This is a genomic window from Saccharothrix tamanrassetensis (assembly GCF_014203665.1).
Lineage (GTDB): Bacteria > Actinomycetota > Actinomycetes > Mycobacteriales > Pseudonocardiaceae > Actinosynnema > Actinosynnema tamanrassetense.
On sequence record NZ_JACHJN010000001.1, the window covers coordinates 259,432 to 280,852 of the forward strand.

Here is a 21,421-nt window from a genome sequence, read left to right on the forward strand (position 1 = left end):
AGCCGCACCGCCGTCGAAATGAAACGCGACCGCGCGGTGTCCCTGTCGCGCCCAGAAAAGGACCCTCCGATGACCGGCCAATCACCTCGAACCCGGCATTCCGGTCGACCGCCCGCCCCGGCGACCCGCGCACTGCCCAAAGCCGACCTGAGATCCGGTTTCCTGGTCGCGCTCATCGCCCTGCCGCTGTGCCTGGGCATCGCGGTGGCCAGCGGTTTCCCACCCATCGCCGGTGTGCTCACGGCCATTGTCGGCGGCATCCTCGGCGGACTGCTCGGCGGTGCGCCGCTGACCGTCAAAGGTCCGGCCGCCGGGTTGATAGTGATCGCCGTCGGCGCGGTGCACGACCTCGGCCAAGGCGACCTCGCGGCCGGCTACCGGCGCGCCCTGGCGGCCGGTGTGGTCGCCGCGCTGGTGCAGGTCGTGTTCGGCCTGGTCCGCGCGGCGGGTGTCGGTGTGGCGATGTCGCCCTCCGTCGTGCACGGCATGTTGGCCGCCATCGGCGTGATCATCATCGCCAAGCAGGCGCACGTGGTGCTCGGCGTGAAGCCGACCTCGGAGACCCCGTTCGGGCTGCTCGCCGAGATACCGCACAGCGCGCTGCACGCGAACCCGTTCATCCTGCTGATCGGTGGGCTCTCGCTGCTCCTGCTGTTCGGCCTGCCGCTGGTGCGCGCCCGCTGGAGCAAGGTGGTGCCCGCACCGCTGGTCGTGCTCGCGGTGGCCATCCCGGTCGGCCTGTGGCTGCACCTGGACCGGCCGCACGACTACTCGTTCCTCGGTACGCACCACCTCGGGCCGGAGCACCTCGTCCGGCTGCCCGGCTCGCTGCTCGACGCCATCACCCTGCCGGACTTCTCCCAGGTGTTCAGCGCCACGTCGATCCAGTACATCGTGATGTTCGCGCTGATCGGCACCATCGAGTCCACGCTGACCGTGCTGGCGGTCGACTCCCTCGACCCGGCCAAGCGGGTCTCGAACGTCAACCGCGACCTGCTCGCGATCGGCACCGGCAACCTGGTCTGCTCGCTGATCGGCGGCCTGCCGATGATCTCCGAGATCGTGCGCAGCAAGGCGAACCTGGACGCGGGCGCGTCGAGCCGCTGGTCGAACGTCTGCCACGGCGCGATCCTGCTGCTGTTCGTGGCGCTCATCCCCGGCGTCGTGCAGACCATCCCGCTCGCCGCGCTCGGCGCGATGCTCGTCTACACCGGTTTCCGACTGGCCTCGCCGAAGGAGTTGCGGCACATCAGCCGGATCGGGTGGGACCAGCTCGCGCTGTTCCTCACCACCCTGGTCGTGACCCTCGCCACCGACCTGCTGATCGGCGTCGCCTCCGGGCTGGTGCTCAAGCTGGTGCTGCACGTGGCGCGCGGCGTGCCGCTGCCCGCCTTCGCACCCCGACCGGAGTCCACCGTGGACGGCTCGGTGCTGCGGATCCGGATCCCCGGCGCGGCGATCTTCCCGGCGCTGCTGCCGGTGCGGAGGCTGATCAGCCGGGCCGGACCGGAGATCACCGAGGTCGTCGTGGACGTGCGCGACGTGACGCTGGTCGACCACACCTTCCTCGTCAGGCTCGATGAACTGGCGCGGGAGCTGCCTTCGGCGAAGCTCACCGTCGAAGGTCTCGACGCGCTCGTGCCCGCCTCGGCCGACCCGCACGCCACCCGCCGCCGGCGGTCGCGATGACCATCACCGCACTCGTGGAGCGCGCCGCGGCACTGCTGCCGGAACAGGGCCCGCTCCAGGCCTTCGTGCACCACAACACCTTGCACGCGTTCGAGCACCTGCCGTTCACCGACGCGGTGACCGAAGCGGCCGGGGTGTTCGGCACCGAGCCGTACCAGAGCGAGGCCGCGTTCCACGCCCACCTGCGCTCCGGCCGGATCACCCCCGACGACCTGGACGCGGTGGTGGCGGCCGAGGTCGTCGACGACGGAGACCCCGTGGTGCCCGGCGGCCCGACGCTGCGCAGGTTCCACGAAACCCGCCTGCGCCACCACGTCGAGGTGCCGCACGGAGCGGCGCTGCACTGGCTGCTCGCCGAGACCGACGCGGTGGACGCCGTCGACCCGCGCTGGGACCTGCTCCGCGCGGTCGCACCCGAACCGGTCGCCCCGGCACCGCACCGACGGCCACGGGACCGGGTCCTCGCCACCACCGGCGTCGACCCGGACCACCTGGTGCACCCGCTGCTGATCCGGCTCACGGCCGCGTTCCTGGACCAGGGTGTCGCGTACTGGTCGATGCCGGCGCGCGAGCACGGCCTGCTGACCGCGTTCCGCGCCCTCTACGGCCGGGCGGGCGGCCCGCCGGACCCGTTCCTGCGCGGACTGGCGGCGTGCCTGCGCGAACAGCGCGGCCGAGACGCCGAACGCACGATCCGCTGGGCGCTGGACGAACTCGGCGTGCCCGAGCAGGACCGGGCCGACGTGATCACCGCGACCCTGCTGTCCTTGCGCGGCTGGGCGGGCATGGTGCGCCAGTTCGAGCTGCGCCCCGACCGCGCCCCCGTGGAGCCGCGCCCGGCCCGGCTGACCGACTACCTGGCCGTGCAGCTCACGCTCGACGTGTTCGCCACCCGGCACGTGCTCGCGACCGCCGAACCCGTGGCGGACGTCGTGGCACGACCGGAACTCGCACTGGTCTACGAGGCGTTCGTGCTGGCCCGGCTGATGGAGGTGCCGCTGACCGGCCGCCCGCAGGCGGCGGCGTGGCTGGCGGTGGTGGACGGGTGCGACGAGGTGGAGCGCCGCCGGCTGCTGCACCTCGCCTACGAGCGGCGGCACCGGGTCGACGTGCTCGACGGCCTCGCCGCCCACCAGCGGGTGTCCGCGCGCACCGGCACGCCCTCGTTCCAGGCGGTGTTCTGCCTGGACGAGCGGGAGGAGTCGGTGCGCCGGCACCTGGAGGAGTGCTGCCCGACCGTCGAGACGTTCGGCTTCGCGGGGTTCTTCGGCGTCGCCATGAACTACCGGGGAGTGCACGACGTCCGGTCGCGCCCGCTGTGCCCGGTCGTCGTCACGCCCCGGCACGCCGTCGTGGAGCAGCCGATCCGGCCCGGCCGGGAACCGCGCCGCATCAAGGCCCGGTGGACGCGCACCGTGTCGGTCGGCAGCCGCACCCTCGCCCGCGGCGGGGTCGCCAGTGTCGCACTCGGCGTGACCGGGTTGGCGTCGCTGGTCGGGCGCTGCCTGTTCCCCCGTGCCGCGCACCGCTGGTCGAACCGGCACGGCACTCCCCCGGCCACCCGGCTGGTGATGGGGTTCCCGGTCGACGAGATGGTGGACATCGTCGCGACCACGTTGCGCACCACCGGTCTGAGCCGCGCCCTCGCGCCGGTCGTGCTGATCGTCGGGCACGGTTCGTCCAGCCTGAACAACCCGCACGAGTCCGCGCACGACTGCGGAGCGACGGGTGGCGGCCGGGGTGGTCCCAACGCGCGGGCGTTCGCCGCCATGGCCAACGACCCGGCTGTCCGAAGTGGACTCGCCGAGCGCGGGATCGTCATCCCCGGAGGTACCTGGTTCGTCGGCGGCTACCACAACACGTCCGACGACTCGATGGCGTACTACGACGAGGACCTGGTGCCCGCCGGGCACGTGGAACCGTTGCGCGCGGCCAAGGAGGCGTTGGGGACGGCGTGCGCCCTGGCCGCCCACGAGCGGTGCCGCCGGTTCGAGTCCGCGCCACCCGACCTCGCCCTCGTCGACGCGCTGCCGCACGCCGAGACCCACGCCGTCGACCTCGGCCAGCCCCGACCGGAGTACGGGCACGCCACCAACGCGGTGTGCGTCGTCGGCCGGCGTTCCCGGACCCGCGGGCTGTTCCTCGACCGGCGGGCGTTCCTGGCCTCGTACGAACCGTCCTCGGACACCGACGACACACTGCTCGCCGGGCTGCTCGCGGCGGTCGGTCCGGTGTGCGCGGGCATCAACCTGGAGTACTACTTCAGCTTCGTCGACCCGGCCGGCTACGGCTGCGGCACCAAGCTGCCGCACAACATCACCGGGCTGATCGGCGTGATGGACGGGCACGCGTCCGACCTGCGCACCGGCCTTCCCTGGCAGATGGTGGAGATCCACGAACCCGTGCGGTTGCTGCTGGTGGTGGAGGTCGGTCCGGAACGGCTTTCCGGGATCGTGCGGGCGAACCCGGCTTTGGACCGCCTGGTGTCCGGCGGCTGGATCCGACTCGTCGCGTGGGATCCGGAAACCGACGCGATGCACGTGTTCCAGGACGGCACTTTCCAGCCGCACGCCCCGGAGCGCACGGCGTTCCCGGTGGTGGGGCGGTCGGTGGAGGTCTACGCGGGCTCGCGCGACCACCTCGGGTGCGCGCACGTGCTGGCGGAGGTCGACGTCCCGGTGCCGGTCGCGTGAACGGGGTGCTGATCGGGGCGGCCGGGGTTCCGCTCGCCGCGTTCCTGTTGCTGGGAACGGTTTCGTGGCTGGGCCCGCCGTCGGGCGAGCGGACCGTGTCGGCGGTGGTCGTGCTGTCCGCCGCCACGTCGGCCGTGCTGCTCGGCGTGACGGCGTGGACCGGGCGGGCGGAGGTCGCGCTCGGCACGTGGTTCGCCGGGTTCCCGGTCGTGCTCGTGGCCGACGGGTGGTCGCTGCCGACCGGGATCCTGGCGGCCCTGCTGGGCGCGCTGATCGGCGCGTTCTCCCGGCGCTACCTGCACCGCGACCCCGGCTACCGGCGGTTCCACCTGCTGTTGGCGCTGTTCGTGGCGGGCGTGCAGGTGGTGGTGCTGGCGGGGACGCTGGACCTGCTGGTCGTCGGCTGGGAACTCACCGGCCTGGCGTCGGCACTGCTCATCGCGTTCTTCCACCGCCGGCGCGGCCCGGTCGCGCACGGGCTGCGGGCGTTCGTCACCTACCGGGTGTGCGACGTCGGGTTGGTCGGTGCGGCCGTCGTCGCGCACCACAGCGGCCCACCGCTCGCGATCGGGTTGCTGCTGCTGTGGGGCTCGATGGGCAAGGCCGCGCAGTTCCCGGTCGGTGGCTGGCTGCCGCGCGCGATGGAGGGGCCGACCCCGTCCAGCGCGATCTGCTACGGCGCCATCTCGGTGAGCCTCGGCCCGTACCTGTTGCTGCGCACCGCTCCCACCTGGTCGCAGGCGCCCGCGATGCCGGTGCTGATCGCGGTCGTCGGCGGCGTCACCGCGCTGCACGCGACGCTGGTGGGACGCGCGCAGACCGACGTGAAGGCGGCGTTGGCGTTCGCGTCGACCACCCAGGTCGGCCTGGTGCTGGTGGAGATCGGCCTGGGTTGGCACGTGCTCGCGTTGGTGCACCTGCTCGGGCACGCGGCGCTGCGCAGCGCCCAGATCCTGCGCTCCCCCAGCCTGCTGCACGATCACCACCACCTGGAGCAGGCGTTGGGCGGGCCCGTGCCGCGCACCGGGGCGTTATGGGAACGCCTGGTGCCGCGCCCGGTCCGGCTGTGGCTGTACCGGTTCGCCCTGGAGCGCGGGTACCTCGACGCGCTCGTGGTGGACCGGGTGGTCGGCGGGTTCGCCCGACTCGTCCGCCGGTTCGCCGCGGCCGACGAGCGCTGGGTGCGACGAATCGCGGAGGCGCGGTGATCGTGTCGGCGGCCGTCGTCCTGGTGTGGGTGGTCGCGGCGGTGGTGGTCGGGGCGGAGGTCGACGCACGGACGGCTCGGCGGAAGGCGGTGTACGGGGCGTCGGCGGCGCTCGTGCTGTCGTTGGCGGCGTTTCCCGATGGGCTGGTGTGCACGGCTTTCTGCCTGGCCGGGGTGCTCGTGGCGGCGCTGAGCCCGGTCGCGTCGCACCCGCCGAAGGTGCTGGCGCGTGCGCTGGTGCTGGTCGCCGCTGCGTGCGCGTTCACGGTGGTGCGTTCGCCGGCGGTGGACGCCGTGCTGTGGGCGTTGACCGCGGTCGTCGCGTTGTCGGCGGCGCGGGACGTGCGGTTGTTCGTCGTGTACCACGCGCCGAGCGTGCTGTTGGTGGCTGCGGGCGCGGTGTTCCCCTCGGCGGCCGGCGTGCTGGTGCTGCTCGGGGTCGCGGTACGCGCGGCGGTCGTGCCGGTGCACAGCTGGTTCCCCCGGTTCGTCGCGCGCACACCGATGGGCGTGGTGGCGGCGTTCCTGCTGCCCACGGGCCTGGTCGTGCCGGACACGCCGCTCGCCGCGGTGGTGGGTGCCGTGACCGCGGTGGTCGGGGCGGTGTTCGCGGTGGTGCAGGCGGACGGGGTGCGGGCGTTGGCGTTCCTGTTGGTCAGCCTGGGCGGCGTGGTGCTGGTGGACGGCACCGGTCCGGCCGCGGTGGTCGCGGCCACCGGTCTGGCGATGACGGTGGCCGCGCTGTCGGCCCGGCGGGACTCGCTGTCGCTGTCCACCCCGGCGGGCGACCTGGCCAGGACACCCCGGCTCGCCGTCGCCTACCTGGGTTTCGGCTTGGCGTCGGCCGGTTTCCCGCTGCTGCCCGGCTTCGCGGACGTGCACCGCCTGCTGACCCACCCCGCGCCGTTCGTGGTGGCCGCCGTCGTGGTGGCCGTGGCGGTCAACGGGATCACCGTGCTGCGCGGTTTCCTGGGCCTGTTCGCCGGTCACCCGAGGGAAAACGGCGAACGCGACCTCACGTCGCTGGAGCACTACGCCGTCGCCGTGACCCTGTCCCTGCTCGCGATCGGCGGCCTGGCCCCCGGCCTGACCGGGTGGTGACGGTCGACCGGGCGCCCCTACCCACGATCGCGACGCCCGGCGCGACCGGGGCGATCACCGCAACCGTCGTCATCCGTCAGTCGCGATCGTCGGAGACCCAGTACTTGTCCTCGCCGCGGTACTCCCAGTGCCCGCGCCGATGCACGCCACCGGGCGCGGCACCCCGCCACATCACCACCAGCACGACGAGACCGAGCACGATGCCCCCCAACCCCAGCAGCGCCACCACCTCACCGCGCGCGATGGCCGCCCCGAACGTCGAGAGGGCCCCGGGAATGCCCGGCACGACCTTCACCACGATCGCGCCCAACACGAACAGCAACGCCCCCAGCATCGTCGTCATCACCACGACGAACGCCACTTTCACCCGGCAACCCCCAACTCATCGGCAACCTCCCCGGTACACCCCGGCCGGCACACCGACCGCCGCCGCAGGTACCCGCCGTCGCGCGACAGGCCCCGACCCCGACGCGGGGATCAGGGCCGGACCGCGACCGCGTCCACCTCGAACTTCATGCCCGGCAACGCGAGCGTCGCCACCCCGAGCAGGGTCTGCGCGGGCGGCTCGGCGCCCCAGACCTCCCCGACCGCCCGCGACCAGACCTCCAACTTGTCCTGGTCGTGGTCGACGATGTAGCTGCCGAGCCGGACGACGTGACCGAAGTCCAGTCCCACCGCCCGCAGCGCGGTGCCGAGATTGGCCAGTGACTGCCGGACCTGCTCGGCGAAGTCGTCGGACACGACCTGACCGTCCGGGCCCGACGCGTACTGCCCGGCGATGAACACCACGTCGCCGGAAGTCGCGGCGACGTGGCTGTACCCGAAGCCGACCGGATCGTGCAGACCCTCGGGGTTGATGATGTCGTGCGGCATGGCACTTCCCTTCGTCTCGTGCTGAACCCTACCCACGGACCGTGTGCCGGACGGCTGCTCCAGGACGTTCCACCAGGGCCGGGACGACGTCTCGCACGTCCACGACCGCGCGGAACCGGTTCGGTTCCGCGAACTGCCGGACTAATCGGGTCGACCATTCGGCATCGGGGGAAATGAATAGCCGATAACCGGTCGTGGTATGGACTCCGGGCAGCGCGGAACACCGATCAGGCGCGATCGGTGCGATTTGACGAATTCGCCCGGAACCCGCGATGATCGGTGTACTCGATTCGTCGCGCCCGACAGGGGGAACCTGCTGGTGTCGAAATTCCTGAACCGGTTTGTCGTCGACGTCAGCCCACTGCGGGAACGACCCGACTACCGGCTCATCTTCACCGGTTACCTCATCTCCGTCCTCGGCAGTCAGATGGCCACCGTCGCCATCGCCTACCAGGTCTACGTGACCACCGGGTCGTCGTGGATGGTCGGACTGCTCAGCGTGGTGGAACTGGTCCCGCAGGTGTTCGGCATGCTCCTGGGCGGTGTGGTCGCCGATCGGATGGACCGCCGCCGACTGCTGCTGGTCCTGCAGTGCGCCTCGGTGTTGACCTCGGGCGGGCTCGCGATCGTGGCGCTGGGTGCCACCACCCCGTTGACGGCGGTGTTCGTCCTGGTGGCCGTGCGGGCGCTGCTCGGTGGCCTGGCGGCGCCGGCGTACACCGCCGCGAGCGCGCGGGCGGCCGGTCCCCGGCTGCTCCCCGCCGCCGCGGCCCTCAACGCCATCGTGATCCAGGCCGGTGTGTTCATCGGACCCGCGATCGGCGGTGTGCTGATCGGGCGAACCGGCCTGCCGTGGGTGTACCTGCTGGACATGGCCACGTTCGGGGCGTTCGCGGTGCTGTTGCTGCTGACGAAACCCGCACCGCCCGAACGGGCCGAGGCCGAAGACCACGGCGCGGGACTGGCCGGTATCGGCCGATCACTGCTGCGCGGTCTCAAATTCACCAAGGACCAGCCCATTCTGCGCGGTGTGATGCTGATCGACCTGAACGCGATGGTGTTCGGCATGCCCCGGGCGCTGTTCCCGGCATTCGGCATGGCCGTGTTCGCCGCCGGGCCGGAGAGCGTCGGCCTGTTGTACGCCGCACCCGCCGCCGGTGCCCTGGTCGCGGCACTGGCCAGCGGCTGGGTCGGTCGGGTGCGCAAGCTGGGCCACCTCACCCTGTACGCGGTCGCCGCCTGGGGTGCCGCGATCGCCGTGTTCGGTCTGGTCACGTCGTTCCCGGTCGCCCTGGTCGTGCTCGCCGTCGCCGGGGCCGCCGACGTGGTGTCCGAGATGTGCCGCAGCACGCTGGTGCAGCGCTCGGTCCCGGACCGGCTGCGCGGCCGGGTCAGCGGGCTGTGGCTGGCCCAGACGAACGCGGCTCCCCGGCTCGGCGACGCCAGGGCCGGCGCGGTGGCCGGCCTGGCGTCCCCGGCGCTGGCCGCCCTGTCCGGCGGCCTGCTGTGCATCGTCGGCGTCGTGCTGTGCGCCTGGCTGCTGCCCGAACTCCGCAAGGCGGTCAACACCGAGGAGGACCCGTCGCCCCGGGCCGCCGAGCCCGCCCCGCACGAGTAGGAACCGCCGGTCGGGTTCACCCCGCCCGGTGCTCCTCCACCGCCCGCACGGCCGACGGCACGTCGCCGTAGCGCTCGGTCAGGGCCGAGATCCAGCGCTCCAGCCCCATCCCCACGCACGCCGAGTAGGCGAACCCGCTGTCCGGCAGGGTGATGTCGCACCGTTCGGCGAAGAAGTTGCGGTGGAAGTTCACCGACGCGATCGCCACCCCCCGCGCACTGGCGAGCTCCTGCTTGACCGGGATCAGCCGCTGCATCGCCGCCCTCGGCCCGTCCGAGTCGAAGAACGGGTCGGTCGCGTTGCGCAGCGCCGCGCCCAGGTCGAGTGCCTCGGCGAACGCGGTCAGCCGCTGCCGGGCCTGCTCGACGAACTCGCCCACCTCGTCGGGTCCGCCGATCCGGATGATCTCCCGCATGGTGAAGCCGAGCAGCCGGTCCAGTCCGACGTACTCGGTCTCCTGCCGGAAGCACCGACCACGGGTGGTGACCGTGACCGTACCGTCCACTGTGGACCCCGAGAGGCCGAAGTAGACGTTGTAGCAGGCCGCGGACGGCAGGACGTACCCGCTGTCGGCGAGCCGTTCGGCGCTCACCGTGTCGCGGTCCGCGGTGTGCCCGGCCATGTCGGCGAGCCCGTCGGGACGCAGCCCGGCCACCATCATGCCCAGCTGGGGAAAGTTGTCGAAGTAGTCGATCCGCTTGAGGTCGGCGACCCGCAGCAGCGGAGGGTAGGACACCTCGTCGGCCCCGAAGTCCCCCGCCCAGTCCAGGAAGCACGCGTCCAGCAGCTCCACCAGCCGGATCGCGTCCGGGCCGATCGTCGCCAGGCCGCCGGTCGCGCCGGCGACCGGCACCAGGCCCTCCCGTTGCGTGGGCACGGTCACCGCACCAGGAAGTTGTCGTTGATCATGCGGAGGGTCCGGAAGGACTCCAGCTGCACGTCGTCGGACAGCAGCGGCTCGCCCCTCAGCTCCTCCACGAACAGCAGGAGGGAGATGAACTCCAGCGAGCTGACGATCCTGCTGTCGATGATGTCCAGGTCGAGGTCGATGTCCTCCAGCTCCGGGTGCTTGTCGAGCACCCACTTGCGCAGTTCGTCGAGACCGCCGTCGTTCATCGTCGTCATCTCCTCAGCGAAGTGGTCCACCGACAGGGAATTCCGGGTCACCGGCGACGCAGCCGCACCGGGAGGCGCGGCGCCCGGCGGAAGATGTGGCCGCTGATCCGGGGCAGCGGACCGACCACCTCGGGCTCCGCGAACCGCTCCCGCAGCGCGCCCAGCAGCGTCTGGAACTCGCGCTCGGCCAGGAACATCCCCGGACACGCGTGCTGGCCGACCCCGAAGGTCAACGCCCCGCGCTCACCGCGCCCGAGCCGGAACCGCTCGGGTGCGGTGAACACCCGCTCGTCCCGGTTGGCGCTGGCGATGGACAGCAGCACCGGGCTCCGCCTGCCGATCGACGTGCCGGCGACCACCAGGTCCGTCGCGGCGAACCGCAGCACGGAGTGCAGCGGCGGCTCCCAGCGCAGGCTCTCCTGGATGGCGGGCGTGGTGGCGTCCGGATCGCGCCAGACCCGCGCCAGCACGTCCGGGGAGCCCAGCAGGCAGTGCACGATGTTCGAGATCGCCGAGACGCTGGTCTCGGTGCCCGCCACCAGCATCAGCATGATGGAGCCGAGCAGTTCCGGCTCCCCGATGCCCGCGGAGCGGGTGGTGTCGGGATCCCGGAGCCGGTCGATGATCGAGCCGGCGGGCAGCCGGTCGCGGTCGGCCAGCAGCGCCCGGAAGTAGTCCTCCACCACCTGCCTGGCCTTGTGCGCCGGTTCGACGTCCCCCTTCGGGTAGTCGAGCACCCGGACGATCGGCCGCATCTGCTCGTAGAGCCACGGCGCGTCGTCCGGCGGGATGCCCATCAGCCGGCACACCACCCCGTACGGCACGGCGACCGCGACCCGCGAGACGAGGTCGACCTCCTCGTCCTCCGGCAGGGCGTCGACCACCGAGTCCACCACCGGCTTGATCACCTCCCGCAGGTGGTCGGCCACCGCCGACGCGCCGAAGAACGGGTTGACCAGCCGCCGCAACGTGCGGTGCGCCTCCCCGTCGGTGTCGAGCATGTTCCGGCCGAACATCAGCCTGCTGGCCCGCAGCGGGAAGTCCGCCGCGAGGTCGGCGCGGGCCAGCCCGTCGCGCACGTCGGCGTGGGCGGCCACCACGTAGCAGCCGCTGGGCTCGGAGAAGTGGACGGGCTCGGTGGCACGCAGGTGCGCGTAGACCGGCCACGGGTCGAGCAGGAACTCGTCCCGGGTGAAGTCGACGGCGTGCGGGGCGCTCATCGCCCGGCCAGTGCCTGGCGCAGCCGCGAGACTTCCACGGTCGTGCCGATCTGACGGGCCAGTTCCTCCGCGAGGGCCACGTCGGCGGCGCCGAACTCCGCCTTCTTCCGCACCCCGGCCCGCACCAGGGTCAGCACCCCGAACACCTGGCCGCGCACCACGAGCGGGACCAGCAACGCCGAGAGCACCCCGCGCTCCTCCGCTTCGGCCAGTGACGCCGCCGCGACCGAGCCGGATGGGGCGTACACCGCGGTCCGGCGCGCGGCCAGGACATCGGGCGTCCGGTCGCCGCGTCCCGCCGCACCGTCGTCCAGGAAGTCGAGCTGCGAGTCGACCACCGCCGGATCGAGGCCGGCCACGTGCTCGCGGGTGGACTCGACCAGCTCTTCCCCCTCCACCAGGGAGATCCGGCCGATGTCGGCCAGAAACGCCACCGAGGCCCGCGTCACGTCCCGCAGGGCGGCTCCGAGGTCCGGGGTGCGGGTCAGCGCGGCCCCGCAGTGCGCGAGGAACCCGAGTGCCTCCTCGGCGGACTTGCGTCCGACGATGTAGCGGATCGCGACGCCCCAGGTCTCCTGGGTGCTCGACGTGCTGGTTGTGGTGGACGTGCCCGCCGTGCCTGGTGTGCCTGCCGTGCTGTTGTTCGCCATGTCCGCGCTCGCTTCCCGCTCAGTCGTTGCGTGGCCAGCCGAAACCGCTCGGCACGGTGAGTTCGGCGTCCGGGTCGTGGTCGGCGAACAGGAAGCAGCGGGTGTTCTCGAACCGGCCGTCCTTGAGCCGCAGCCCGGAGTAGATGACCACCGGCTCCACGCCGCCGTCCTTGCGCAGCAGCCGCGCCCGGAAGTTGATCACCGGTTCGCCCTCGACCAGCCTGCGCAGCAGGTCCTCCACGATCGCCTTGTTCGAGTGGATCTTGCGGACGTGGTGCCCGACGTAGTCGTCCCGGCTCTCCTGGTAGCCCAGCAGTTCGAGCTCGGCCTGGTTGGCGCGCAGGATCAGCCCGTTGAACCCGACGAAGTGCACCCCGGCGGGCGCGCCCTCGAAGAAGTCCTCCAGCTCGTCCAGGCGGGCCGGCTTCTCCTCCGGGGTGAGGCCGGCGAGCACGTCGTCCGCGTCGTGGTTGACCAGTTGCGCGCCCCAGATCGAGGCGTCCTCGTTGGTCCCCGGCTCGCCGTGCACCGCCAGGTGCGGGTTGACGCTGGGCAGCTGCGAGACCAGCCGGCGGCGCACGAACCACCGGGTCGCGGCCAGCCGGCCGTCGACGAACCGGCCGGACACGTCGATCAGCACGTCGCACGTCGAGCCGTCGGCGGTGCGCAGGGCCGCTTCGACGTTGTTCAGCCGCTCGCCGGCCGCCACCCGCTCCAGCACCGACCGGGCCAGTGCGGCGTCGTCGAAGAACTCCGCGAACGTCCTGCCGACGAACGCCTCCGGTCGGTCCAGCAGGCCCACGATCTGGAGCACCGCGATGTTCGCGGACCGGATGGTGCCGTCCTCGCCGGTGATGTGCAGTCCCAGCGGTGCGTTGACGAAGAAGTCCTCCAACTGCTGGAGCCTGGCCAGGTCCTCGGTCGTCTGCTCGGTTGCTGAGCTCACAATGTCCCCTCGTGGTCGGTCGGGTCGGTGTTCGTGGCCTGCGGCGCGTGCTCGACCGCCTCGGCGAGCGCGCGGACCGTGCGGAGGTCGAAGAAGCGCTGGAACGGGATCTCGACGCCGAGCGACTCGCGCACCCGGCCCAGCACCCGCATGGCGAGCAGCGAGTGCCCGCCCAGCGCGAAGAAGTCGTCGGCCGGGCCGACCTGGTCGGTGGCCAGCAGCTCGCCCCAGATCGCGGCGATCGCGCGCTGCACGGCGGTTTCCGGCCGGCCGGCCGGGACCGGCGGCGCCTCCCGGCCGGCCTCGGCCAGCGCCCGGCGGTCGAGCTTGCCGCTCGGGGTCGACGGGAGTTCCGCGACGACCCGGATCGCCGAGGGCACCTGGTGGGCGGGCAGCAGTCGTCCCAGGAAGTCCAGCAGCTCCCCCGGTGTCGGCGCTGCCGACGGCGCGGGCACGACCGCGCACACCAGTCGGGTGCCGCCCGGCGCGTCGACCGCGACGACCGCCGCCCGGGCCACGTCCGGGTGGGTCAGCACGGCGTGCTCCACCTCGGCCGGGCCGACCCGGAACCCGCGGACCTTCACGGTTCCGCCGTCCCGGCCCAGGAACTCGATGGTGCCGTCGTGCCGGCGGCGGCCCCGGTCGCCGGTCTCGTACAGCCGGCCGGGGGCGAACGGGTTCGGCCGGAACCGGTCGTCCGGGTCGAGGTAGCCGTCCGCCAGGGCGGCGCCGCCGACGTGGATCCGGCCCGGCATCCCCACCGGAACGGGGCGCAGCGACGGATCCAGCACGTACACCGAGGTGTTCGCGATCGGCCGCCCGATCGGCACGGTGGCCGCGTCGCCCAGGTCGGCGGTGTCGAACCAGGTGCAGTCCGCCGCGACTTCGGTGGACCCGTACAGGTTCCACAGCGCGGCACCGGGCACCTGGCGGTGGAACCGCCGCACCAGCTCCACCGGCACCGCCTCGCCGCTGGTGATCCAGTGCCGGAGCCGGGGCAGCCGGTCGCCGAGGTCGGGGAACGCGTCCAGCAGCGCGTGCAGCAGCGACGGCACCAGGGTGATCCGACTGACCTGGTGCCCGGCGAGGCTGCGGACGAGCGCTGCGCCGTCACGCACCACGTCGTCGGACAGCACCACCGTGGGCACGCCTCGGAGCAGCCCTCCGAACATCTCCCACTGCGAGTCCACGAACCCGAGCGCCGTCTTGTGGACGCACACCTCGCCCGCCTCGAAGGGCCGTTCGTCCCACATCCACGCCAGGCGGTTGACGGTGGCCGAATGCACGCCGCGCACGCCCTTGGGCCTGCCGGTGGAGCCCGACGTGTAGAGCACGTAGGCCAGTCCGTCGGGCGCGTCCGCCGGTGGCGGCGGGGTCGCGGGTCGACGTTCGAGTCCGGCCGCGTCCACCGCGATCGTCGGCAGGTCGTGTCGTGGCAGGCCGTCCCGGTCGTCCGTGGTGGTCAGCACCAACCGGACGGGTGCGTTCTCCAATGGCCACGCGAGGTGTGCCGCCGGGTAGGCCGGGTCGAGCGGCAGGTACGCCCCGCCCGCCTTCAGCACGGCGAGCACGCTGACCACCGACTCCACGGACCTCCGCTGGTGCACGGCGACCAGAACGCCGCCCTTGATCCCGTTCTCCCGCAGCAGGTTCGCCAACCGGTTCGAACGCTCGTCCACCTCGCGGTAGGACAGCACCACATCCGCCACGAGGGCGGGTGCGTCCGGCGTCCGGGTGGCCTGCTCGGCGAACAGCTCGTGCAGTAGACGGTCCGGTACCGCCAGCGGACGGCCCGCGGCGGACGACGGGACGTCGTCGGTGAGCACCAGCCGCGACAACGGCTCGTCCGGCGCGTCCAGTGCCGCGCCGATGAGGCTGTCCAGGTTGTCGGCGAACCACCCGGCGCCGTCGTCGGTGAACAGGTCCTTGCTGTACTCCAACGCGCAGCGGTAGCCGTCCGCCTCCCGCACGGACAGCGCCAGGTCGAACCTCGCCGTCTCGCGTTCCACCCGCAACGGGCCGACGTCGAGCCCGTCCAGCCGCCACGGCACCGGGTTGGCGTTCTGGTAGGTCAGCATCACCTGGACCACCGGGTCGCGCACGGGATCGCGGTTCGGCGCCAGCCGTGCCACCAGCTGGTCGAACGGCAGGTCCTGGTGCGCGAACGCGTCCACGTAGCTCGCGTGCACCCGCGTGAGCAGGTCGCGGAACGAGGGATCGCCGGAGAGGTCCACCCGCAGCACCAACGTGTTGATGAAGCAGCCGACGACCTTTTCCAACTCGGCCCGGTTGCGGTTGGCCACCACCGTGCCGACCGCCAGGTCGTCCTGCTCGCTGTACCGGTGCAGCAGCGCGAAGAGGCCCGCCAGGAAGAACACGAACGGCGAGACGTCCTCCCGCCGCACGAACTCGTCGAGCCGTGCCGCCCGGGCGCCGGTCAACGTGAACCTGGTCCGACCGCCGCGGTGGCCGCGCCGTGCGGGCCGTGCCAGGTCCGAGGGCGGCGCGCTCACCGGAGGCAGCCCCGCCAACCGTTCCCGCCAGTGCCGGACCAGCCCGTCGAGCGACTCGCCGGTCAGCGCTTCCCGTTCCCAGCGGGCGAAGTCCGCGTACCGGACGGCCGGTGCGGCCGGTGTCCCGCCCCGGTAGCTCTCGGCGAGCTCGCCGGCCAGGATGCCGAGCGACCAGCCGTCGCTGACGACGTGGTGCAGGCACAGCACGAGCGCGTGCCGGTCGGGGCCTGCCCGCAGCAGCCGTGCGCGGAACAGCGGACCCTCCGCCAGGTCCATCGGTTCGGCGACGATCTCGGCCGCGCGCCCCGCCAGGTCGGCCACCTGCTCCACCCGCAGCGGTGTCGGCCGGAACGGCGTCACCCGCGCCACCGGCTCCGAGTCGACCACGGGGAACGTCGTCCGCAGCACGTCGTGCCGCTGCACCAACGAGTTCAGCGCGACCTCCAGCGCGGTGACGTCGAGATCGCCGTCCAGCCGCAGGACGACCGGCATGTGGTACGCCCCCGCGTCCGGGTCGAGCCGGCCGAGCAGCCACAACCTGTTCTCGGAGAAGGACAACGGCCGGTCGCCGGTGTCCGGGAGGGCGCGCAGCGGCGGGAGTCCGCGCTGCCGCGCGTGCACCGCGCGGACCGCGTCGAAGAACCGCGCTCCCCGGCATTCCCGCTGGTCGCTCATCGCCGCACGTTCCTTTCCGGTCGGCGCACCGCGGACTCGAGGGTCCGCCACAGCCGGGGCCAGTCTTCGGTGAAGTACAGGTGCCCGCCCGGCAGCTCGATCAGCTCGAACGACGACGAGGTCCACGCCTGCCACCGCAGGCACGCCTCGGCGGGCACCGCGTCGTCGTCCACGCCACGCAGCGCGGTGATCGGGAAGGGCAGCGGGACGAGATCCGCCTGGTAGCCCGACAGGAGCGCGACGTCCGCGCGGAGCGTGGGCAACAGCAGTCCACGCAGTTCCGGGACCGACCACAGGTCCGACTCGGCACCCGTGCCACGGCGAACCCAGGCGACCAGGTCGTCGTCGTCCAGGGTCGCCGGGTAGGAGGGCCGGGTCGTGGCCGGGTCCGCCGCGCCGCCGACCACGAGCCGGGTCGGCCACGGAGCGTTCGCCGCGACCAGTTCCCGTGCGACCTCGAACGCCAGCACGGCCCCGAAACTGTGACCGTACAAGGCGAACGGCGATCCGCAGACCAGGTTCAGCACCCGTTCGGCGCACCGTGCCGCAGCCTCCGACATGGAGCCGTAGGGCGGCTCGGTGAACAGCTCCTCGCGGCCCGGCAACTGGACCGGCACCACGCGGAGCACGTCGGACTCGTAGTCCTGCCAAGGCCGGTACAGGCCCGCGCCGGCGCCCGCGTGCGGCAGGCACATCAGCTTCGTCCGCGTCATGGCCGGCCCAGTCCGGAGAGCCGTTCGGCGAACGCGCCGGCGAGCGCGTCGAGCCGCCCGGCCCAGCCACCGCGTTCGGGCGCCTGGAACACACCCTGCCACTGCTCGCCGTCCCGGACCTCCAGCAGCACCTCGGCGTAGCCGCCGCGCGGGCTGACCGGCCGTGAGCGCAACCGGGCCGGACCGGCGTCGTGACGGGTGCGCGGCCAGCTCTGGTAGAGCAGCGTGGCCTGGTACAACGGCATCCGCCGTCGAGTCCCGGGCGCGCAGGCCGCGACGATGTCCTCGATCGGCAGCTCGCTGTGCGTCAGCGCGTCCACGGTGGACTGCCAGGTTCGCCGGAGCCCACCGGCACGGCCCGCCCCGGTCAGCCGGATCGGCAGCATGTTGATCAGACAGCCGATCTCGCGCTCGGTGCCGGGCGGTCGGTCCGCGAACACCGTGCCCACGCAGAGGTCTTCGGCGCCGCCGACGTCGCCCAGCGCGGACGCGTACGCCCACAGCGCCACCGCGAACACCGACATGCCCGCACTCATGGCGTGCGCGCGCAACCGGTCCGTCTCCGCGACCGGGCAGTGCCACGCGTGCTCGACCACCGGACCGCGGGTCAGCTCGCGCAGACTCGTCGGTGCGCCGAAGTCGGGCAGCTCCGGCACGTCGGCCAGCCGGTCGCGCCAATGCCGTTCGAGCACGGCCCGCCGGGACGCGGCGATCACCGGCTCCGGGCGGCGGGGCAGCACACCGAGGTCGGCCCGGCCCGAGTCGAGCGCCTGCCGGTACGCCTCGGCGAGGTCGGCGGTGAACACCTGGCCGGACAGCCCGTCGAACACGATGTGGTGCACCACGACGAACAGGTCACCGCCCCGCAGGCCCGCCCGGACCAGCCCGCCCTCGGCCAGGTCGAACGGCACGGCGGTCAGCGCCCCCGGCACGTCGGCGAGGTCGAGTTCCGGTGGCAGCCGCACCAGCTTCGGGCCGTCCGGCTCCGCGTGCACCCGGCGCACCAGCGACGCGCCGTGCAGCACGAACCCGGTGCGCAACGCCTCGTGCCGGAGGCAGACCGCGCGCAGCGCCTCGCCGAGCGCGGCCTCGTCGACCAGGCCGTCGATCTCGACGTGCAGCAGCACGGACCTGGTTCCCGCGCCGAGCTGTTCGGCGAACCAGAACCTGCGCTCGCACGTCGAAGCGGGCCGCGGTGTCACGAGGCGCCCTCCTCGATCGTCTTCACCAGGTCGGACAACGTGGAGTGCCGGAAGACGTCCCGGAGCGCCACGGCGGGGTGCCCGGCCTGGTGCAGCGCGGCGAGGACGCGCACGGCCAGCAGCGAGTTGCCGCCGATCTCGAAGAAGTTGTCCGTGCGGCGCACGTCCCGCCCGAGCACCTGCCGCCAGACCTCCGCCACCGTGAGCCCGACGCCGGTGAACGGTTCCTCGTCGGGTGCCGGCGGGTCGGCCGCGGGCGTGAGCGCGTGCACGTCGAGCTTCCCGTTGGGGGTCAACGGGAGTTCACGGATCACGGTGACGGTCGACGGGAGCAGGTGGGCGGGCAGCCTGCGCTCCAGGTACGCCCTGAGCTCCGCCACGTCCGCTCCGGTCACCGCGTAGGCGTCCAGCCGGGGCGGGTTCCCGGAGGCGACCACCGCCGCCGCCGACACCTGCCGGTGCCCGGCCAGCACCGCCCGGATCTCGCCGGGCTCGACCCGGTGGCCGCGGATCTTCACCTGGTCGTCCAGCCGGCCGAGGAACTCCAGCTCGCCGTCCGGCCGGTAGCGCCCGAGGTCGCCGCTGCGGTACGAGGTGCCGCCGGGGAACCGCCGCGCGGTCAGCTCCGGCCGGTTCAGGTAGCCCGCCGCGACACCCGCGCCGGCGACGTGGAGCTCACCCGCCACGCCGACCGGGACCGGGTGCCCGGCGGCGTCCCGCACGTGCACCTCCCAGCCGTCCAGCGGTCGTCCCACCGACGGTTCGGGCCGGGCGGTGTCGGCGGCGGTGACGTCGCGCAGGGTGCAGTGGACGGTGGTCTCGGTGATCCCGTACATGTTCACCACCCGGCCGGGGAGCGGTCGCCGGTCGAACCACGGCCGCAGTGCCGTGGTGTCGAGCGGTTCACCGCCGCAGACCAGCAGCCGGACCGCGAGGTCGGCGAGCGGTGACGAGGGCAGCAGCATGGCCAGCGCGGACGGCGTCTGGCTGAGCACGGTCACCCGGTGGCGCACCAGCAGGCCGTGGAACTCGGCCGGGTCGCGGGTGGCGTACCGCGGCACGACCACCAGCCGGCCGCCGGTCAGCAGGCAGCCCCAGACCTCCCAGACGGAGAAGTCGAAGGCGAACGAGTGCGACCAGCTCCACACGTCCGAGCCGCCGAACCCGAACTCCCTGTTGGTCGCGCGGATCAGGGCGACCACGTTGCCGTGGGTGACCACCACGCCCTTCGGGTCGCCGGTCGAACCGGACGTGTGGATCACGTAGGCCGGGTCCTCCGGTGAGGCCCGCACGGGTTGTCGCGGAGCAAGGGGTTGCGCCGTGACGTCGACCATGGTCACGTCCGGCAGCACGGCCGTGCCGTCGGTGACCACCACCCGCACCCCGGCGTCGGCGACCGTGAACGCCAGCCGTTCGGCGGGGTAGTCGGGTTCGAGCGGCACGTAAGCCCCGCCGGCCTTCAGCACCGCCAGCAGCGCCACGACCAGGCCGGCCGTGCGGTCCAGGCACACGCCCACCCGGTCACCGCGGGCCACGCCCGCCTCGGCCAGCGCACCCGCGAGACGGGTCGACCACTCGTCCAGCTCGCGGTAGGTGAGGTCGCCGCTCGCCTCGCTCACCGCCGTCTTGTTCCGGAAGCGGTTCGCCCACAAGGCGAACAGCGAGACGACCGTGTCCTTCACCGGACCCACCGGCGCACCACGGCCCAATGCGAGCACCGCGTCCCGTTCCGGACCGGTCAGCGTGGGCACGTCGGCCAACGGGCGCTCGGCGTCGCGCGCGAACCCGGTGAGCACGGTGCGAACCTGCCCGGCGAACCGGCCCACCGCGTCCGGGCCGAACACGGATCGGCGGAAGACCAGCACGCCGTGCATCGAGCCGTCCGCGCGGTCCTTGACGTAGCAGGTCAACGGGAACGGCGCGGCGCCCGGACCGGGCGCGGGCACCGGTTCGCACCGGGTGGTGCCGTCGTCCAACGTCGGCAGCTCCGCTCGCGGCACGACGACCACCTGCGGCCCGCCGCCACCGTGCTCGCCCACCACCAGGGGCAGCGGGAAGTGCGAACGCCGGTAGGCGCGCAGTCCGGACTCGTGGGTGCGCCGCAGGTATCGGCCCACCGTGAGGTCCTCCCCCGCGTCGACCGGGATCAGCACGGTGTTGCCGAAGTAGCCGATCGACGCGGTGTGCCGGGGCGAACGGCCGTTGACCGTCGCGCCCACCACGGGTGTGCGTACGGCGCAGTTCCGGGACAGCACCAGCCCCACCGCCGCCAGGCACGCCGAGTACCAGCTCGCGCCCGCCGCCTCGGCGACCGACCGCACGTCGGCCCACGTCCCGGCGTCCAGGGCGAACTCGACCCGCCCGGCCCCGTCCTGGTGGTCGGGCAGGCCCCACGCGAGGTCGAGCGTGGTCGTGGCCTCGCGCAGCTCCGCGTGCAGTTCGGCCAGCCCTGCCTGGTCCCGCGCGGCGCGTTCGTTCCGGTCGGCGGACCACTCGCCGAAGGTCCCGGGCCGGGGCGGCACGCCGTCGACCAGCAGCCACCGGGCGATGTGCTCGACGGAAGCCTCGTCCACCACCAGGTGGTGCGCGCCGATGACCAGGTCGGCGGACTCCGCGGAGTACCGCAGCAGCACCAGCCGGGCCAGCGGTCCGCGCGCGAGGTCGTACGGCCCGGCGACGACGTCGTGCGGGTCGCGGTTCGGCGGACCGGCGTCGCGGACCTCCAGGCGCACCGGCCGATCGGCCGGGGCGAGGAGGAACCGTCCCCGCTCGGTGACCACCCGCGACCCGAGCACCGGGTGCCACCGGACCAGCGCGGCGACCTGGTCGGCGAGCCGTGCGTCGTCCCGCGGACCGGTCACCCGGTACACCGCGGACACCGCGTACCCGGACGGGTCGGCACCCGCCATTTCGGCCAGGTAAATGCCCACCTGGCCCGGCGACAATTGCCCGACGAAAGACACGCACGCCCCCGTGGTCGACCTGCCGAAAACACCGCTGAAAACTTCTCGGAATACCCGCGAGTCAACCTCGGGTGGAATTTGTCGAGCCCCCACTGTCCACCGGTCGCAACGCTCCGCACCCCGTTCGGCCTGCTGACGGAGCTAGCCGACCCGCTTGGAACGTAGCGACGGCGCGAAAACCTTGTCAAGCTCGTTCCCACCGGGCGAATCGGGGCGACTCCGCCCGCACCGACTCCTGGACA

At 72.9% G+C, this 21,421-nt stretch carries 16 protein-coding genes; 5 read left to right on the forward strand and 11 right to left on the reverse strand.

The window, feature by feature from the left end; translation table 11 throughout:
- Nucleotides 1-69: 69 nt before the first annotated feature.
- The 4 genes from FHS29_RS01150 to FHS29_RS01165 are packed head-to-tail and all read left to right on the forward strand — an operon-like array spanning nucleotide 70 to nucleotide 6,690.
- Nucleotides 70-1,689 (forward strand): SulP family inorganic anion transporter, encoded by a 1,620-nt coding sequence (locus FHS29_RS01150; protein WP_184687377.1) that lies wholly within the window; start codon nucleotides 70-72, stop codon nucleotides 1,687-1,689.
- Complete coding sequence (locus tag FHS29_RS01155; RefSeq protein ID WP_184687380.1) at nucleotides 1,686-4,382, forward strand: YbcC family protein; 2,697 nt, start codon at nucleotides 1,686-1,688, stop codon at nucleotides 4,380-4,382. Before FHS29_RS01150 ends, FHS29_RS01155 begins: the two co-directional genes overlap by 4 nt.
- A complete protein-coding gene (locus tag FHS29_RS01160; protein ID WP_184687382.1) occupies nucleotides 4,379-5,590 on the forward strand; it encodes a proton-conducting transporter transmembrane domain-containing protein in 1,212 nt (403 codons plus the stop codon). The genes FHS29_RS01155 and FHS29_RS01160 overlap by 4 nt, the downstream gene beginning before the upstream one ends.
- Nucleotides 5,587-6,690: a hypothetical protein gene (locus FHS29_RS01165; protein ID WP_184687383.1), complete on the forward strand. Its 1,104-nt coding sequence runs from the start codon at nucleotides 5,587-5,589 to the stop codon at nucleotides 6,688-6,690. Before FHS29_RS01160 ends, FHS29_RS01165 begins: the two co-directional genes overlap by 4 nt.
- A 76-nt stretch (nucleotides 6,691-6,766) precedes the next feature.
- On the opposite strand, the gene FHS29_RS01170 is transcribed toward FHS29_RS01165, so the two are convergent.
- Nucleotides 6,767-7,057: a hypothetical protein gene (locus FHS29_RS01170; protein ID WP_184687385.1), complete on the reverse strand. Its 291-nt coding sequence runs from the start codon at nucleotides 7,055-7,057 to the stop codon at nucleotides 6,767-6,769.
- A gap of 110 nt (nucleotides 7,058-7,167) precedes the next feature.
- Entirely contained in the window at nucleotides 7,168-7,563 is a 396-nt protein-coding gene (locus tag FHS29_RS01175) for a RidA family protein (RefSeq protein ID WP_184687387.1), read from the reverse strand.
- Between the two features lie 319 nt (nucleotides 7,564-7,882).
- On the opposite strand from FHS29_RS01175, the gene FHS29_RS01180 reads away from it, so the two are divergent.
- Complete coding sequence (locus tag FHS29_RS01180) at nucleotides 7,883-9,181, forward strand: MFS transporter (protein ID WP_184687388.1); 1,299 nt, start codon at nucleotides 7,883-7,885, stop codon at nucleotides 9,179-9,181.
- Nucleotides 9,182-9,197: 16 nt separating this feature from the next.
- Here FHS29_RS01180 and FHS29_RS01185 read toward each other — a convergent pair whose 3' ends face one another.
- The 9 genes from FHS29_RS01185 to FHS29_RS01225 are packed head-to-tail and all read right to left on the reverse strand — an operon-like array spanning nucleotide 9,198 to nucleotide 21,179.
- Nucleotides 9,198-10,058, reverse strand: a complete 861-nt coding sequence (locus FHS29_RS01185; protein WP_221455256.1) for a class-II aminoacyl-tRNA synthetase family protein — start codon at nucleotides 10,056-10,058, stop codon at nucleotides 9,198-9,200.
- Nucleotides 10,059-10,060: 2 nt separating this feature from the next.
- The gene (locus FHS29_RS01190) at nucleotides 10,061-10,306 is read right to left on the reverse strand and encodes an acyl carrier protein (RefSeq protein WP_184687391.1); all 246 of its coding nucleotides are present in this window, start codon (nucleotides 10,304-10,306) and stop codon (nucleotides 10,061-10,063) included.
- A gap of 38 nt (nucleotides 10,307-10,344) precedes the next feature.
- The gene (locus FHS29_RS01195; RefSeq protein WP_184687393.1) at nucleotides 10,345-11,517 is read right to left on the reverse strand and encodes a cytochrome P450; all 1,173 of its coding nucleotides are present in this window, start codon (nucleotides 11,515-11,517) and stop codon (nucleotides 10,345-10,347) included.
- On the reverse strand, nucleotides 11,514-12,167 hold the full coding sequence (locus FHS29_RS01200) for a GAF domain-containing protein (protein ID WP_184687394.1): 654 nt from the start codon (nucleotides 12,165-12,167) through the stop codon (nucleotides 11,514-11,516). The genes FHS29_RS01195 and FHS29_RS01200 overlap by 4 nt, the downstream gene beginning before the upstream one ends.
- 19 nt (nucleotides 12,168-12,186) lie before the next feature.
- Nucleotides 12,187-13,113, reverse strand: coding sequence for a PAS domain-containing protein (locus FHS29_RS01205; RefSeq protein WP_184687396.1), 927 nt, complete (start codon nucleotides 13,111-13,113; stop codon nucleotides 12,187-12,189).
- Complete coding sequence (locus FHS29_RS01210) at nucleotides 13,110-16,301, reverse strand: non-ribosomal peptide synthetase (RefSeq protein WP_184687397.1); 3,192 nt, start codon at nucleotides 16,299-16,301, stop codon at nucleotides 13,110-13,112. The genes FHS29_RS01205 and FHS29_RS01210 overlap by 4 nt, the downstream gene beginning before the upstream one ends.
- Nucleotides 16,298-17,014, reverse strand: coding sequence for a thioesterase II family protein (locus FHS29_RS01215; RefSeq protein ID WP_184687399.1), 717 nt, complete (start codon nucleotides 17,012-17,014; stop codon nucleotides 16,298-16,300). Before FHS29_RS01215 ends, FHS29_RS01210 begins: the two co-directional genes overlap by 4 nt.
- Nucleotides 17,011-18,216, reverse strand: a complete 1,206-nt coding sequence (locus tag FHS29_RS01220) for a condensation domain-containing protein (RefSeq protein ID WP_184687400.1) — start codon at nucleotides 18,214-18,216, stop codon at nucleotides 17,011-17,013. Before FHS29_RS01220 ends, FHS29_RS01215 begins: the two co-directional genes overlap by 4 nt.
- Entirely contained in the window at nucleotides 18,213-21,179 is a 2,967-nt protein-coding gene (locus FHS29_RS01225) for a non-ribosomal peptide synthetase (protein WP_184687402.1), read from the reverse strand. The genes FHS29_RS01220 and FHS29_RS01225 overlap by 4 nt, the downstream gene beginning before the upstream one ends.
- Nucleotides 21,180-21,421 lie beyond the last annotated feature (242 nt).